This window comes from Moraxella sp. CTOTU46711, assembly GCF_031975715.1.
Taxonomy (GTDB): domain Bacteria; phylum Pseudomonadota; class Gammaproteobacteria; order Pseudomonadales; family Moraxellaceae; genus Faucicola.
On sequence record NZ_DALYMP010000004.1, the window covers coordinates 126,196 to 142,214 of the forward strand.

Below are 16,019 nucleotides of genomic sequence, written 5' to 3' on the forward strand. Positions count from 1 at the left end.
ATAAAGGTTTCTTGGTAAACGTTTTAAAAGCTATGGCATTAATAATCACTGATGAATGTATCAACTGCGATGTCTGCGAGCCACTTTGCCCCAACGATGCGATTTATGTGGGCGAGTTGATTTATGAAATTGACCCTGCGCTGTGTACCGAGTGTGTCGGTCATTTTGATAAGCCGCAGTGTTCGCTGTTTTGTCCTGTACCTGATTGTATCCCAAAAGATCCCAACTATCTGGAGACGCCAGCGCAGTTGATGCTCAAATTTGAGCGCATCACCCAAACTAAAACCAGTCAATAAATTTTTATAACCGCTATTTTTGACAACGTCGATTTTTAACAAAGCTATTGTAGATAAGGAATGTCTATGCCCGCCAATAAAGCAGAACTGAGTGCTTTTCTGAAGCAATCTTTCCCCCAAGCCAACTGCCACATCGAATCGGTCGGTAACGGTCAAGCCATTGTATCCCATCCCATCGGTGATGATGAGTTACGACCGGGTGGCACGGTATCAGGGCCTGTAATGATGAAAGTGGCCGATGTGGCTCTATATGTGGCTATTTTGGGTGAAATCGGTATCGTACCATTGGCAGTGACTACCAATCTTAACGTGTCTTTTCTGCGAAAACCCTCTGCACAAGCCAACCTTATCGCCAAATGCCAGCTTATCAAAGTCGGGCGCACGCTTGCGGTAGGCGATGTATTGATTTATTCAGAAGGTGATGACAAACCTGTGGCGCATGCAGTCGGTACGTATGCGTTGCCTGCTGACCGTGACTAAATAGATAAAGCCTGTTATAATGCTTGCCTTGGCAGACCAGACGAACGCTGCTTGCCCCTGTTTACAGTGGGTAAGGGGAGGAAAGTCCGGGCTACACAGGGCAGAGTGCCAGCTAACGGCTGGGGGGCGTAAGCCTACGACAAGTGCAGCAGAGAGTAGACCGCCTTAGCAATAAGGTAAGGGTGAAAGGGTGGGGTAAGAGCCCACCGCATGACTGGTAACAGTTCATGGCAAGGTAAACTCCACTCGTAGCAAGACCAAATAGGTGTCCGTATGGCGTTGCCCGCGTTGGACACGGGTAGGTTGCTTGAGCGTATTGGTAACGATACGCCTAGATGAATGTTCGTCCTAGACAGAACCCGGCTTATCGGTTTGCCATGCTTATTTTAATCAACCTATTGTTATCAATAGGTTTTTTATTTTTATGGTCGACACTCGTGCCTTTTTAACTTCCTGATTATCATAAAGCGTGAAACTAGCTTAACTTGCCGATTTGGTAGATTTGAAATTAGCCACTAACCTTGAAATGGCAGGGTGAAATTTCGGATACGCATAAAGCGTTTACTAAACAGTGATTTGATAGGTTGTTGCGGCGTGATGTAAGTGATTCTTTGCTCTGACATGATATCAATCAGCTTGACGACTTCCTGCATGCCCCAACTATACACATCAAATGATTCTATAAAAGCATGGTGTTTAAAGGTATAGGAATGCTTGGATAAATCAAAACAACCCATAAACCAGTTGTCAAATACGGCGTTTGAAATATAGCCTTGACCAATGATTTTGAGATGGGTGTGGCGATTATCTTGTTTTAAAGCATGCAGCAAGTTTGCACACGCTAACTCATCTCCTTCATAATACTGAAAAAACTTACCCGCATCGTACAGCAAAAAACCAGTGATACCAGAGCGGGTATTATTTTTAATAGATTGATTCAGAATGTGGGTAAATGTATGTTGATTTAACGCCGCAGTCAGCGTTATCTCACTACAATAAGCCATAAAGTATTTTTGCGACATCCCAACAGTCCTTGGTAAGTGGTACGTGAATATCAACTTCAAATAATTGCTATTATCCGCTACAGCTGCTTGCAACATTATATAAATTTGCAAATTAAAATAGTCATGATAGTCAATATTAGAAAAAATACCAAATATATTTGTGTTGTAATACTAAAATATATCCTATATTTGACCCATATCATGAGCGAAAAAAAACCGCTTAAATCAGCGGTTTATTGACCCAAAAAACAACTCAGAAATATAAGTAACGCAAAAGTTACTTTAAGGATGACGGCTGATGAGGGTGCCAACGCCTTTATCGGTAAAGACCTCTAGCAAGGTCGCATGCGGGACACGACCATCGACAATCACCGCACTTTTTACCCCGTTTTTTACCGCTTCTAGCGCATAGCTGATTTTTGGAATCATGCCGCCAGAGATAGTACCATCGGCAATCATCTCATCCACTTTGGCAGGGGTAAGTCCAGTGGCAACATTGCCTTCTTTATCAAGCACCCCTTTGATGTTGGTGAGTAAAATCAGTTTTTCCGCGAGCATGAACTCAGCGACTTTCCCCGCCACCACATCGGCATTGATATTGTAAGTATTACCTTCATCATCTACGCCAAGCGGTGCAATGACAGGAATAAAGTTAGAGGCAATCATCAAATCAATCACATCGCGATTGATGCTGACCACATCACCCACAAATCCCAAATCAATTTGTTGCTCGTTGCCTTGTTCATCCGTTTTGGTCATGGGTAATTTTTTAGCGCGAATGAGACTGGCATCTTTACCGGTTAAGCCAATAGCACGACCACCGTGTTTGTTGATGAGATTGACGATAGATTTGTTGACACTACCACCAAGTACCATTTCCACCACATCCATGGTGGCTTTGTCGGTCACTCGCATGCCATCAATGCGGTCAGAGCTGCGCCCCAATTCTTTAAGCAAGTTATCGACTTGTGGACCGCCGCCATGGACGACCACAGGATGAATGCCTACGGTTTTTAACATGACGATATCTCTGGCAAAAGAACTCTCTAATATCGGATCAGTCATGGCATTGCCGCCGTATTTGACCACCATCACTTTACCTTCAAAACGCTGGATGTAGGGTAGTGCTTCGGTCAATACGTCAGCGGTATGCATGGCTTGCTCAAGATCTAATGCCATTTCAAATCCTTATATAATTTTGCTAGAGACGTTTTTTAAAATTCGTTTTTAACAGCGATGCTTATACAGGCTGAATCAGTGCGACTTGTTCGGCAAGGTTGTCATCAATCGTACGACATAATTCAACAAAAATAGATTGAATATGCCGCAGCTCGGCGACGTCATTGGCAGAAAAACGCACGGTCAAAAAACTGCCCGTATTTGACTTGCGTAAAATACCAAATCCCTCAGCAAAATCCAAGCGTAACCCATCAATCGTATTGACATTTTTGACCGCAAATGAGGATTTTAACCGTTTAAACGGCTTTTTCCCCAGTGCCGTGATACGAGCAATCACGGTTTGACCATAATGGTTATCCACAATAGGTAAGTACATATCTGCCGTACTAATGCAAGTGGGCAAACTCGCTAGGATATCAGTGAGGCTAATAGGCTGATGGTTCAGCCAATTGAGCAAGCGGGCAGCCGCATACATGGCATCGTCATGTAGCACAAAATAGCCATCGTTAAAAATAAAATGCCCTGATAACTCGCCTGCAAAAATCGCGTTGTCTGATTTGTTTTGTAACGACTTTCGCATCAAGCTACTGCCAGTTTTGGTCATCATCGGGGCGGCGCCATGTGAAGCGATGAGATTGGGTACATGATGCGAGCATTTGACATCAAAAATGACTTTTTTATCAGTTGATGTATGCGCACTGGGCAACTCTTCAATGGCAATGCGAGAGAGTAGATAAAGCAAATTGTCAGGGCTAATCATCTGACCCTGTGCATCAATTACCATCACCCGATCGCCATCGCCATCAAAAGCCAAACCGATATCTGAGCCTGTAGCTTTGACTGTGTGAGCTAACTGCGTCAAGCGATTGGACTGCGTTGGGTCTGGGTTGCCTTGGGGGAAATTGCCATCGGGGGAGGCATTTAGCATGATGCAACAATAGCCAAGCTGGCTAAATAAAGCTTGGGCAAAATCACTGGTCGCACCGTTCATACAGTCAATGACAATTTGCTGGGGTGCATGAAAATAGGTGGTTTGGGTGAGTTTGGCTTGATTGATGTGAGTAAAAGCCTGCTCGATAGCCTGGATATAAGTTGCAAAAAAATCCTTGGGCGTTGAATAATGGGTTTGCCTGATGGCATCAATGAGCCTGTCATCAGGCACGATGGCTTTGTACCCAATTAAAGCCTCATAAAGATGCTGCAAATCATCACCGCTTGGCGACTCATGATTGATAAGCCATTTAATGCCATTGATATGTTTTTGCGAATGACTGGCGGTGACCATCAGCCCATTACCCGAAAATTGCTGAGCCATAAATGCCATCATCGGTGTGGTTGTCAATCCCAACCACTGCACCACTAGACCTGCTTGCTGGCAAGCATACGCCATATATTTGGCAATTTCTTGGCTTTGGTGACGAGCATCATAACCGATGACAACCGTAGGCTTGTTCGGCGCTAAAGTTTGCGTTGTTGCTGCGGTTTGGTGAGCATAGACAAAAAGCTCGGCAAATGCCCTTGCCAATGACCAAACAAAATCATCGGTAAATAAGGTGACATCACCACGAATATCATAAGCTTTAAAAAGGGATTTTTGCGGAAAAAAAGGATGAATAAACAGAGTATTCATAAAAAAACATCTAATTGATTTTACACTGCCAAAATCATAGCATTGAAATTTGGCAAAATAATCAAATACTCTGTTATAAATTGTTAAAAAGAACTGAAAAAATGCTAATAACTAATGCGTTCCTGTTGAGCCAAAACCGCCTTCACCGCGTACGCTGATATCAGAAAATTCCGCTACAATCTCAAAAGTCGGACGCACAACCGGCACAACCAAGTACTGCGCCATTTTTTCGCCTGGTTGTAAGGCATAATCGGTTTGACTACGGTTCCAGATAGAGACCATTAATTCGCCTTGGTAATCAGCATCAATCACGCCCGTCAAATTACCGAGGACGATACCATGCTTATGTCCGAGCCCTGAGCGCGGCATGATAAACCCAACATAATCAGGGTCTTGAATATAGATGGCGAGTCCTGTGCCAATCAACTGGCTTTCACCAGCTTTTATGGTGATAGGCTCATCGATACAAGCACGTAAATCTATGCCCGCCGAGCCGTCTGTCGCGCGATGAGGTAGGGGAAATTTATCATCATTACCAATTTTGGGGTTTAAAATCTTGACTTGTACTTGCTTCATGCTTACCAACTTATCATATAGGTATAAAAACCACTATATTATAAACCTAAATGGCACGATACTGAGCAAATACCAAAGTAAGTTTTCTTAACCAGAAAAAAGATACCAAAAAAGAAACCAAAAAAAAGAGCAGCGATAAGCTACTCTTTTATATTGATGTCAAGTATTCATTTATTAATTCAATTAGAATTTATAGTGAGCACCGACAGTGACTAAGTCTGAGTCAACTGAAACATTGTTTGTTACGTCCACTGAAGGCAGACGCGTATATTCAGCTTCTACAGACGCATTTGGTGAAAGGTTATAACCTAAACCGACACCACCTGCAAGACCTGACTCATCATATTTATCATCACCATCATCAACTTGGGTTTGCGCAATACCTAATTTACCTTTGGCGTAAACATTCGATGCTGGGAATTGGTATTTATAAGTACCATATAAACCCGCCGTGTTAGTGCTAATTTCACCTACTTTCGTACCGCTATATTTTAGATCTTCTTTTGAAGAATCTACATATTCAACTTCTGCACCAAAGTTAGGGGTAAAATTATAACCTGCATATACACCATAAGCCGTTTGGTTGTCAGCATCAAGACGGTCAACATCAGTATTAAATTGACCCGCTTTGACACCTACATAGGGTTGACCGGTGTAGCCAACAGTATTGGTTTGATATAAGGCAGCGTTTGCACCTGCAGTCATAACTGTACCTGCAATTAAAGCTAAAAGGGTTTTATTTAAAGTTTTCATCGTCTTCTCCTTTAGAAGTTTTTTGAAAAGTGTCACAACAAGTCATGTAAAATTATTAGTTAAGTTAATTTGAATCTGTGAAATTCAAATATTGCCCTGCTTGTTTTGTTAAAGCCATCATAACAAAATAAATTTAGATTACTGTCTGTGTTTAACAGGTCGGACGTTAAGTTATGAAATGAAATTTGCCAAAAAGGTAACTAAGCTACCTATTTGAAATTTTTTGTTACATCTCCTATCAAACACCTGTTTTCCAAGAAATATTTAGTTACATTTACGTGGGTGATTGGGTCAAATATTTGTCATACAGGCTGTTTTGCAATAAAAAAAGGGCTTAAAGTTACCTTTTTTGCCCTTTTTTTACGCCCTTTCTGCTATGCCATTTTTTTATCAAGTAATTATTTGGCGGCTTTGCTTTTGAGTAACGCCTGAATATTGGCCAAATAATCCTCTGCGGTTTTCTTGGGTTGATGCGCTGCCGCTGATTTTTTCATGCCAGGGGCATCGATATGTTCTGTCGGCAACTCGTCGATAAATCGGCTAGGGGTGGTGGTTTTCATTTGCCCGCCTGCACGGCGCTGGGCAGCCATCGTCATGGTCAGCTCTTTACGGGCACGGGTAATCCCCACATACATCAAACGTCGTTCTTCTTCGATGGATTCAGCAATAATGGAGTTTTTATGCGGTAATAGTTCTTCTTCAAGTCCCATGATATAGACATAATCAAACTCAAGCCCTTTAGCGGCGTGTAGCGTCATCAAATTGACTTTGTTGGTATTTTCCTCTTCCTGCTGTTGCTCTAGCATATCAAGTAGCACAAGCTTACGAATGACTGCATCAATGGTGCGATCATCGTCATCATCCGCCCGGTTAATCAGGTTTTGAATACTGGCGTATAGGGTTTCGATGTTATCGATACGAATTTTTTCTTGCTGCGGGGTTTTTGCTTCGCTTCGTACCAAATCAATATAGCCAGTTTCATCAATCATTTGCTTGACCAGCGGCACAGGGTCGGGATGCTGGTATAGCTCTTGGGTGTAACGCTCGATAAAATCAGCAAATTCTTTAAGCTCGCCACTGGCTTTTTTGGGTAACACATGCGTCAGTCCACTATGACCACTTGCCATCAAGAGCGAGACTTGGTGTTCTTGGGCAAATAGTCCGAGTTTTTCAAGGCTGGCAGGTCCAAGCCCACGTTTTGGGGTATTGATAATCCGTAAAAAGGCACTGTCGTCTTCAGGATTTAGAATCAAGCGCAAATAGCTCATGATGTCTTTGATTTCGCTACGGGCAAAGAACGACGTGCCGCCTGATAACTTATAAGGAATTTGCAGTTGTCGTAGCTGGGCTTCCAACATACGCGCTTGAAAGTTACTACGATACAGTACCGCATAATCTTGCCATTCATTGGCATTGCGAAGTTTGTGGGTGATGATTTCTTTGGCAACGCGCTCTGCTTCATCATCATCGTTACGACAATTGATGATGCGAATCAGCTCACCATGCCCTTTATCTGACCATAATTTTTTTTCAAATAAATGCTCATTATTGGTGATCACTGAGTTAGCAGCGTGCAAAATACGCGACGTAGAGCGATAGTTTTGCTCAAGCTTAACCACTTTTAATTTGGGAAAATCCTCTTGCAGCAGTGCCATGTTTTCAGGTTTTGCCCCACGCCATGCATAAATGGATTGGTCATCATCACCCACCACCGTAAAACGCGGCTGCACGCCAACGAGCAGTTTAATCAATTCATATTGCGCGGTATTGGTGTCTTGGTATTCATCTACCAATAGATAGCGTATGCGATTTTGCCATTTGTCACGTACTTGGCTATTTTCCTGTAATAGCCGTGTCGGCATTACAATTAAGTCATCAAAATCTACTGCATTGTAGGCACGTAGGTTACGCTCGTAGAGTTGATACAGCGTTGCAAATAGCATATCTTCAGGGTCAGTCAGCGTATCTGCTGCCTTTTCAGGAGGGATGAGGTCATTTTTCCAATCGGATATCATTTTGATAGCTTTACCGACCAATTCGCGGCTCTCAGCCCCACTCATGTTGTCTCGCACCATCAAATCCATCAACAGCCGCTTGCTATCTTCGGCATCCATGATGGAAAAATTGCCTTTAAGCGGCGTATGCAATAACTCGTAACGTAAAAACTGCAAGCCAAATTGGTGAAAAGTCGAGACAGTTAAACCTTTGGTTTTGTCACTCGGTAATAATTTTTGCACACGGGCTTTCATCTCGCGAGCCGCTTTGTTGGTAAAGGTGACCGCAGTGATACGCTCAGCTGGCATTTGACATTCTTCAATCAGATAAGCGATTTTACGGGTAATCACAGATGTCTTACCCGAACCTGCACCTGCCAGTACCAGCAAGGGTCCAGAGACATATTGCATGGCTTCTTGTTGGCGAGGGTTTAATTGGCTCATATTCGCTTCCACCGTTAATAAAAGTTGCTCAGTAAAAAATGGACAATCGACTATTATAGTCTAAAGCGCAAAAGATAAGGACATAGTTGGCGGTAAAATTTTGAGAAAAATCCCTGCAAAAATAGCTAACCCAGTGGTAGAGTGCTGCCATAAAAAAAGATGCGGCATCGCATCTTCTATTAATTTAATTTTCTGTTAATTGAATTGATAACAATATATTAATTATGGGTAGACAATACCACCTGTTGGCTTGGCTGATTTAAGGTACTAACAACCGCGTCAGTCGGACTTATCGATGGCTGAGTATCCGTTGTCAAATCGCTTGACAGTTTAAAGCTGAGTGCCAAAAATGACATCATAGCCACTGCCATCATGGCATTTTTGATTGGGCTATTAGAAATCGAACTATTAGAAATTGGTTCATTACTCATCATCTTATCCTCGATTAATCAGCTAGCAGATACCATTTTCGTCTTTTATTTGTTATTAACCCCATTATCTGCTTATTTTTTTCAAAAATATAATGCCAAAAAGTAATCAATTATTGCAAAACGCTAAAAGTGACTTCAAGAAAGGCTCGTCCAAAATTAATAAGTTTAGTCAATAGGGGTAAATAAGAGCGTGTATTTTTGCTTTAGCTTATTGTGCATGAAATTGAGGGATAAACTAAGTTTGTATTTAGTAAATAAATGGATAAAAAAATAATTAAAGTTAACAGATTTGTTATTCTCTATGACATTAAGTAACTTTTTATCACGCTCGTTAGCGCGCTCGATGGCTTTAAGTTAACGAGTGTAACATCACAAAAAAGGCGACACTGATTGATAAACCAGTGTCGCCTTTAGTTTTAATCAAGCTTTAGAATATTATTGATTGAGCTTTTGGGCAGCCGTCATTGCAAAATAAGTTAAGATGCCGTCGGCACCTGCACGGCGAAACCCTAACAGTGATTCCAAAATAACGTCCTCGCTTAACCAGCCGTTTTGCATTGCAGCCATGTGCATGGCATATTCACCTGATACTTGATACGCATAAGTCGGCACGCCAAACGTGTCTTTGACCTCGCGTACCAAATCAAGGTAGGGCTGACCTGGTTTCACCATTACCATGTCCGCACCTTCTTGGATGTCGAGGGCGACTTCATGCAGGGCTTCGGCGCGATTACCAAAATCCATTTGGTATTGTTTTTTGTGTCCGCCTTTAAGGTTGCCTGCGCTGCCGACGGCATCACGAAACGGTCCATAATAAGCAGACGCGTATTTGGCAGAATACGCCATAATGGCGGTATTAATAAAATTTTCTCCATCCAATGCTTGACGAAGCGCGGCAATACGACCATCCATCATATCGCTTGGCGAGATGATATCCGCGCCTGCGCGGGCGTGGCTCAGGGCTTGTTTGGCGAGGATTTCAACGGTGATGTCATTGAGTACGTAGCCATCGTCATCGACAATACCATCTTGACCATGGGTGGTATAGGGGTCGAGTGCCACATCAGTCATTACCACCATCTCAGGTAGGGCGTCTTTAATTGCTTTGATAGCAGTGCAGGCAAGACCGTTTTCATCATAGGCATGTTCAGCCTGTAGCGATTTGAGGCTTGGGCTAATGACAGGGAATAAATCAATGGTGGTGACGCCTAGACTGAGTAGTTGCTTGGCATACTCAATCAGCAAATCTACGCTCAAACGCTCAACGCCTGGCATGCTTGTCACAGCTTGGCGCTGCTGTTTACCCTCAATGACAAACACGGGCGCAATCAGATGCTTGGGTTCAATGCTGGTTTCTTGCACCATGGCGCGGATATTGTCGTTGTAACGTAGGCGACGTAAGCGAGTATTGGGGAATGAACGGTTAAAAATATAACTCATGAAGACCTCTTGTTATCGAGTGACACTTATTATCAAATAACGTTATCAAGTAACGCAGAAATTGTATAAGGATAAATAAGCAAAATTTGCTAGAATGATCATTTTTTAAAAAGCTATCTTACCACAATCTACTTACGCATGGAGGGCGCCGTGAGTTTAAACCCTGTAAATGCCAATCAATTAGCCGCTCAGTCATCGACTGACAGCACTAACATGACTGACACGACGTCTAAAGAAAATGACGAGCATTCTGATTTGGCAAACGAGTTGCAACTGCAGCTCAATGAAGACAGTGAGCATCACGCTATCAGCAAACCTAGTATTGATGTGCTAGGGCAGCAGCTCGCCAGCATCATGTCCCAAAGCCCATTTGTTGCGCATACCTTTACTACCTATCATTATGAAGATGGCAAAGTATATGGCAAGGTCAAGTCCAATCCCGCACTCATCGGCAATCCAAATTTTGAGATTTTGCATGGCGGTATGACAGCTACGCTATTAGATACCATAGGCGGGCTTGAAGGCATGCTTGAAATCTATCGTCGTGACCAAGGCACGTTTGAGGAGCAGACCAAAAAAATCAAACGCATGGCAACCGTCGATTTGCGTGTTGATTATCTAGCTCCTGGTCGCGGTCATGAGTTTATGGTCACAGCCGAAGTGATTCGTATGGGACGCAAAGGCTGCACCACGCGGATGATGTTAGTCAATGATGAAGGAAAACTCATCGCGCATGGCATCGCCAGTTATGCGTTTTAAAACAGCCATTTATAGTAAAAAATCCCATAAAAAACCCACATCAGTGTGGGTTTTTTACTATAAATAGCTTATGGCTAATCTAATGCACTAGATCTAATGTATTAAGGTTGGACTGTGGTTGTTGAGGTCGTTTTAGTAGTCACTTGGGTAGGTTGTTGGGCTGCATCAGTAATTTTTTGCTGGGCATTATTGGCAACCTGTGACAACTTGGTGCTGTAATTCGTATGTTTTTCTGTGGGTGTTTCGAGCGGCACATCGCGACTCACCCCACCACCTAAAACTTGGTATAGCTGAATTTGACTGAGCAATTGCGACTGCTTGGTATTTAGAATACTTTGTTGGCTGCTATAAATCGAACGCTGTGCATCTAATACGCCCAAATAATTGTCTAAACCTGCTTTGAAGCGGGCTTGAACAATTTGATAGTATTTTTGGTTGGCAGCGAGCGACTGGTTGTACGCGGCCAATTGCTGATTTAATGTTGCGCGATTGGCAAATACGTCATTGACTTCTTTAAAAGCGGTTTGAATTGCTTTTTCATAAGTATTTAGCGCTTGTTGTTGCTCGATTTCACTCACTTGATAGTTGGCTTTACGTAGACCTGCATCAAAAATAGGCAAGCTCACACTCGGTCCAAAACCCCAGCTAAATGCGCCTGTTTTAAACAAATCGCCTAAGCTTGAGCTGGCAGCCCCCACATTGCCTGATAGGCTAATGGTTGGATAAAACGCAGCGCGCGCGGCATTAATATTTGCACCTGCTGCTTTTAAATTATATTCCGCTTGACGCAAATCAGGACGATACAATAATAAATCACTGGGTAAGCCCGTGCCAAAAATACGATTATTGGTGATGCTACTAATGCCCGCTGCAGGTAGTAGGCTATTATCCACAGGGGCACCTACTAGGTAGCGCAGGGCATTTTGGTTGGTCAACAAATTGGTTTGTGCTTGGGCGATAGACACTTTAGCGGCTTCAACCGCAGCTTGCGCTTGTACGCTAGTTAGCTGCGAATCAAGACCTGCTTTAAAACGTAACTGGTTAATGCGAAGTGAATCTTGGCGTGTGGCTAAGGTTTGTTTGGCAAGTTGCAGTTGTGCCAGACTATAGCTGTATGCCACATAGCTTTGTGCAATGTTACTAATCAAGCTAATTTGCGCAGCATCTTTGGCAGCAGTGGTCGCAAGGTAGTTTTGTAAGGCGGCATCTTTGAGGCTCGCAATACGTCCCCAAAAGTCAAACTCGTAGCTTGACATGGCTAGTCCAACATTATAAGTGTTGGCAGCATTGCCCTTAAAATCACCTGCACGATTTACATTGGCAGATGAATTGATAGTGGGCACATCTGCGATGTCTTGGATTTGGTATTGTGCGCGGGCTTTTTGAATCGCCAAAATCGTGGCACTGATGTCTTTGTTGTTGTCTAACCCCAATTGAATCAGTTGTTTTAACTTGGCATCGCTATAAAAGTCCTGCCAACGCTGAGAGGCGATGCTCGGCTGATTGGTGCCGCTGACGGTCTGACTGTCGTAGGTTTCATAAGGCTGATTAATTGCGATATGCGGCTGCGCCACGACAGGCTCAGTTTTGGCTTTTGGAATGGTTTGACAAGCGCTGAGCGATAGTAGGGTGGCTACTATAGCGGTCAGCGGTACTAGGCGAAAGGTAGAATTCATATAACTTACCTGTATAAACATAATGTGTTTGTTATTGTAAAAGATTAAATGGGTAAAATGTTTACCCATTTATGTCTTATTGATGGTTTGATTGTGAACTATCATCAGGCTTATAGATACTCACCTGTGTTGGCTGTGTGACAGCGACAGGTTCAGCAGGATTAGGTGAGTAGGGTGATACAGGTTGTAAATCACCAATGTTGCCATCATTGCCATCATTGGGGTCATGCGGTTTGTTACCTTTAATCAGTGAACGTACCCACACATAGAACATTGGGATAAAGAACACCCCTAGGATAGTTGCACTGACCACGCCGCCTAACACACTCGTACCAATCGCATTTTGGCTACCTGAGCCTGCGCCTGTTGCCAAGAATAAGGGTACCACACCAATACCAAACGCCAATGATGTCATAATAATCGGACGCAAGCGTTGGCGAGCAGCGACAGTAACCGAGTCATATAGACTATGTCCCAAATCTTGTCGTTCTTTGGCAAATTCAATAATCAAAATCGCATTTTTAGCTGATAAACCCACAACGGTCAGCAGACCCACTTGCAAATAAATATCGTTTGAAAGCCCGCGCAAACCCGTAAACAGCGCAGCACCCAATACCCCAAGTGGCACAACAAGTAGCACTGCAAAGGGAATTGACCAGCTTTCATACAGCGCAGCTAGACATAAGAACACCACGAAAATCGAAATTGCGTACAGCATAGGTGCTTGTGCGCCAGATTTTTTCTCTTCTAATGATAAACCTGTCCATTCATAACTGATGCCTTTTGGCAGTTTGGCAATCATTTGTTCCATCGCAGTCATGGCTTGACCGGTACTGAGTCCTGGCGCTGCGCTACCTTGTAAGTTCATTGATGACAAGCTGTTATAACGCGTTAGCGTAGGCGAACCATACTGCCATTCACCGGTGGCAAATGAGCTAAACGGAATCATCTGATTATCACTGTTACGTACATACCATTTGTTGATGTCCTCGGGGGTGGTACGGCTATCAGCTTCACCTTGCATATACACTTTTTTGATACGACCACGATCCATAAAGTCATTGACGTAGCTACTACCCCAAGCGGTACTAAGAACACTGTTAATCACGCTTGGCGCCACGCCCATAGCCGCGGCAGAATCATAATTGACGTTGACTTTGTATTGGGGTGAATCTTCTTGTCCATTTGGACGCACGCCACTGACTTGTTTATTTTGCGCCGCCATACCCAGTAGCATGTTACGGGCTTGCAGCAAGCCTTCGTGACCTAAGTTGCCGGAGTCTTGTAACTGCAAATCAAAACCCGTTGCCGTACCCAAACCTTGAATAGCAGGCGGTGCAATGGCATATACTTGGGCTTCATTAACTTGGGTCATAAAATAACCCATGGCACGTTTGGCAATAGATTGCGCGGTATTTTCTTTACCAGGGCGCTCATCCCAATCTTTTAAGCGGATAAATGCCAAGCCCATATTCTGTCCTTGACCGGCAAAACTAAAGCCATTGACCGTAAATACAGACTGCACAAGGTCTTTTTCTTGGGTTTTATAATAGGCGTTGACCTTTTCGATAACCGCTTGCGTTTGATTTTGGGTACTACCGGCAGGCAGCTGCACCAATGTCATCAGCATACCTTGGTCTTCTTCGGGAATAAACGAACTTGGAATACGGGTAAATAAAAACACCAATGCCGCAATCACCAAGGCATAAGGAATCATATACAGCCAGCGCATTTTGATGCTGCGACCCACGAAGCTTTCATAGCCTTTACTAAGACGCATAAACATGCGATTAAATGCGCCAAAGAAACCGGTCTGATGCTCGCTGTGTTTGTCATGGGCTTTAGTGCGTTTGAGGATAGTTGCACATAGGGCAGGGGTAAAAATTAACGCAACTAAGGCAGATAGTGCCATACTGCTGATGAGTGTCACTGAGAACTGGCGATAAATCACCCCAGTTGAGCCGCCAAAGAATGCCATCGGTAAAAATACAGCCGACAAAATCAAGGCAATACCAATAACCACTTTACTGATTTCGCGCATTGATTCACGGGTGGCTTCCAGTGGCGTCATATCTGGATTTTCTTCCAGCAAACGCTCAACGTTTTCGACCACGACAATTGCGTCATCGACTAATAGACCGATGGATAACACCATGGCAAACAGCGTCAAGACATTGATGCTATAGCCAAATGCGTACAAAATACCAAACGTACCCAGTAGTACCACAGGTACTGCCAACGTAGGAATAATCGTTGCGCGCCAGCTTTGTAAAAACAAGAACATCACTAAGAATACGAGTGCAATCGCTTCAGCAAGTGTTCTGACCACTTCCTCAATCGACAAACGTACAAATGGCGTGGTGTCATAAGCAACCGAGGCTTTTAAGCCCGCAGGAAAATTAGGTTCAAGCTCTTTAAGTTTGGCTTCTACGGCGTTACGTGTGCTCAGCGCATTGGCGCCAGATGACAGTGAGATACCGATACCTGCCGCATCTTTACCATTGTAGCGGGCAATGGCGCTGTAGCTTTCACTACCAATTTCCACTTTGGCGACATCACCTAAGCGAATTTGCGCACCATCTGTATTACTTTTAAGCAAAATATTACGAAATTGCTCTGGGGTTTGTAAGTAACTTTGCACAGTCACTGTGGCATTAATGGCTTGACGGGCTTCGTCAGTCGGCGTTTGTCCTAGCTGACCGGCTGATACTTGCGCGTTTTGCGCTTGAATTGCGCTGGTGATATCCGAGGGTATTAAACCATAGGTACGAAGTTTTTCAGGGTCTAACCAAATACGCATGGCATACGCAGAGCCAAACACGTTGACGTTACCCACACCATCGACACGGCTGAGCTGGTCGACCACATTGGAGTTGAGATAATCGGCAATATCGGCACGATCCATACTGCCATCTTCAGATGTCATAGCCAGTACCATCAAGAAGCCACTCGTGGACTTATTGACGTTGACCCCCATGCGCTGCACCATCTCTGGCAGCGAACTCATGGCAGATTGCAGTTTGTTTTGGACTTGGACTTGTGCTGTATCGGGATCTGTCCCATTCTCAAAGGTCAAGGTAATTTGCGCAGCCCCACTTGATGATGAACTTGAGGACATATACATCAATCCATCAAGCCCTTTCATTTTTTGCTCAATCACCTGCGTGACAGAGTCTTCAATGGTTTGGGCTGCAGCACCTGGATAAGTTGCTGAGATACTAATGGTAGGTGGGGCAATACGTGGATACTGCTCAATCGGTAATTTAAAAATTGCCAAGATACCCATCAGCATGATGAGCATGGCAATCACCCAAGCAAAGATGGGTCTATCAATAAAAAAGCGTGACATGATATCTC

13 protein-coding genes and 1 other RNA gene are annotated in these 16,019 nt (G+C 43.7%); 4 read left to right on the forward strand and 10 right to left on the reverse strand.

The window, feature by feature from the left end; translation table 11 throughout:
• Positions 1–32 precede the first annotated feature (32 nt).
• The 3 genes from RTJ53_RS07565 (at position 33) to rnpB (ending at position 1,159) form a co-directional block, all read left to right on the forward strand.
• A complete protein-coding gene (locus tag RTJ53_RS07565; RefSeq protein ID WP_312276500.1) occupies positions 33–296 on the forward strand; it encodes a YfhL family 4Fe-4S dicluster ferredoxin in 264 nt (87 codons plus the stop codon).
• A 66-nt stretch (positions 297–362) separates the two neighbouring features.
• Positions 363–776, forward strand: coding sequence for a PaaI family thioesterase (locus RTJ53_RS07570; RefSeq protein ID WP_312276501.1), 414 nt, complete (start codon positions 363–365; stop codon positions 774–776).
• 28 nt (positions 777–804) lie between these two features.
• Positions 805–1,159: RNase P RNA component class A (rnpB, locus tag RTJ53_RS07575), an RNA gene on the forward strand.
• Between the two features lie 132 nt (positions 1,160–1,291).
• Here rnpB and RTJ53_RS07580 read toward each other — a convergent pair.
• From RTJ53_RS07580 to hemB, 8 genes are all read right to left on the reverse strand, one after another.
• A complete protein-coding gene (locus RTJ53_RS07580) occupies positions 1,292–1,798 on the reverse strand; it encodes a BLUF domain-containing protein (RefSeq protein ID WP_219333769.1) in 507 nt (168 codons plus the stop codon).
• A 264-nt stretch (positions 1,799–2,062) separates the two neighbouring features.
• On the reverse strand, positions 2,063–2,959 hold the full coding sequence (gene argB / locus RTJ53_RS07585; protein WP_219333768.1) for an acetylglutamate kinase: 897 nt from the start codon (positions 2,957–2,959) through the stop codon (positions 2,063–2,065).
• 61 nt (positions 2,960–3,020) lie between these two features.
• A complete protein-coding gene (locus tag RTJ53_RS07590; RefSeq protein WP_312276502.1) occupies positions 3,021–4,589 on the reverse strand; it encodes a phosphomannomutase/phosphoglucomutase in 1,569 nt (522 codons plus the stop codon).
• A gap of 111 nt (positions 4,590–4,700) precedes the next feature.
• Positions 4,701–5,165, reverse strand: a complete 465-nt coding sequence (gene dut, locus RTJ53_RS07595) for a dUTP diphosphatase (RefSeq protein ID WP_312276503.1) — start codon at positions 5,163–5,165, stop codon at positions 4,701–4,703.
• 183 nt (positions 5,166–5,348) lie between these two features.
• A complete protein-coding gene (locus RTJ53_RS07600) occupies positions 5,349–5,918 on the reverse strand; it encodes a porin family protein (RefSeq protein WP_312276504.1) in 570 nt (189 codons plus the stop codon).
• 398 nt (positions 5,919–6,316) lie between these two features.
• Entirely contained in the window at positions 6,317–8,356 is a 2,040-nt protein-coding gene (locus tag RTJ53_RS07605) for a UvrD-helicase domain-containing protein (protein WP_160002294.1), read from the reverse strand.
• A gap of 218 nt (positions 8,357–8,574) precedes the next feature.
• Positions 8,575–8,787 (reverse strand): hypothetical protein, encoded by a 213-nt coding sequence (locus RTJ53_RS07610; protein WP_312276505.1) that lies wholly within the window; start codon positions 8,785–8,787, stop codon positions 8,575–8,577.
• A 435-nt stretch (positions 8,788–9,222) separates the two neighbouring features.
• Positions 9,223–10,227: a porphobilinogen synthase gene (gene hemB / locus RTJ53_RS07615; RefSeq protein ID WP_312276506.1), complete on the reverse strand. Its 1,005-nt coding sequence runs from the start codon at positions 10,225–10,227 to the stop codon at positions 9,223–9,225.
• Positions 10,228–10,377: 150 nt separating this feature from the next.
• Between hemB and RTJ53_RS07620 the strand changes: the two genes are divergently transcribed.
• The gene (locus RTJ53_RS07620; protein WP_312276507.1) at positions 10,378–10,986 is read left to right on the forward strand and encodes a thioesterase family protein; all 609 of its coding nucleotides are present in this window, start codon (positions 10,378–10,380) and stop codon (positions 10,984–10,986) included.
• A gap of 101 nt (positions 10,987–11,087) precedes the next feature.
• Here the strand turns inward: RTJ53_RS07620 and RTJ53_RS07625 are convergent, their stop codons facing one another.
• On the reverse strand, positions 11,088–12,662 hold the full coding sequence (locus RTJ53_RS07625; RefSeq protein ID WP_312276508.1) for an efflux transporter outer membrane subunit: 1,575 nt from the start codon (positions 12,660–12,662) through the stop codon (positions 11,088–11,090).
• A gap of 76 nt (positions 12,663–12,738) precedes the next feature.
• Positions 12,739–16,011, reverse strand: coding sequence for an efflux RND transporter permease subunit (locus RTJ53_RS07630; RefSeq protein ID WP_312276509.1), 3,273 nt, complete (start codon positions 16,009–16,011; stop codon positions 12,739–12,741).
• Between the last annotated feature and the right edge of the window lie 8 nt (positions 16,012–16,019).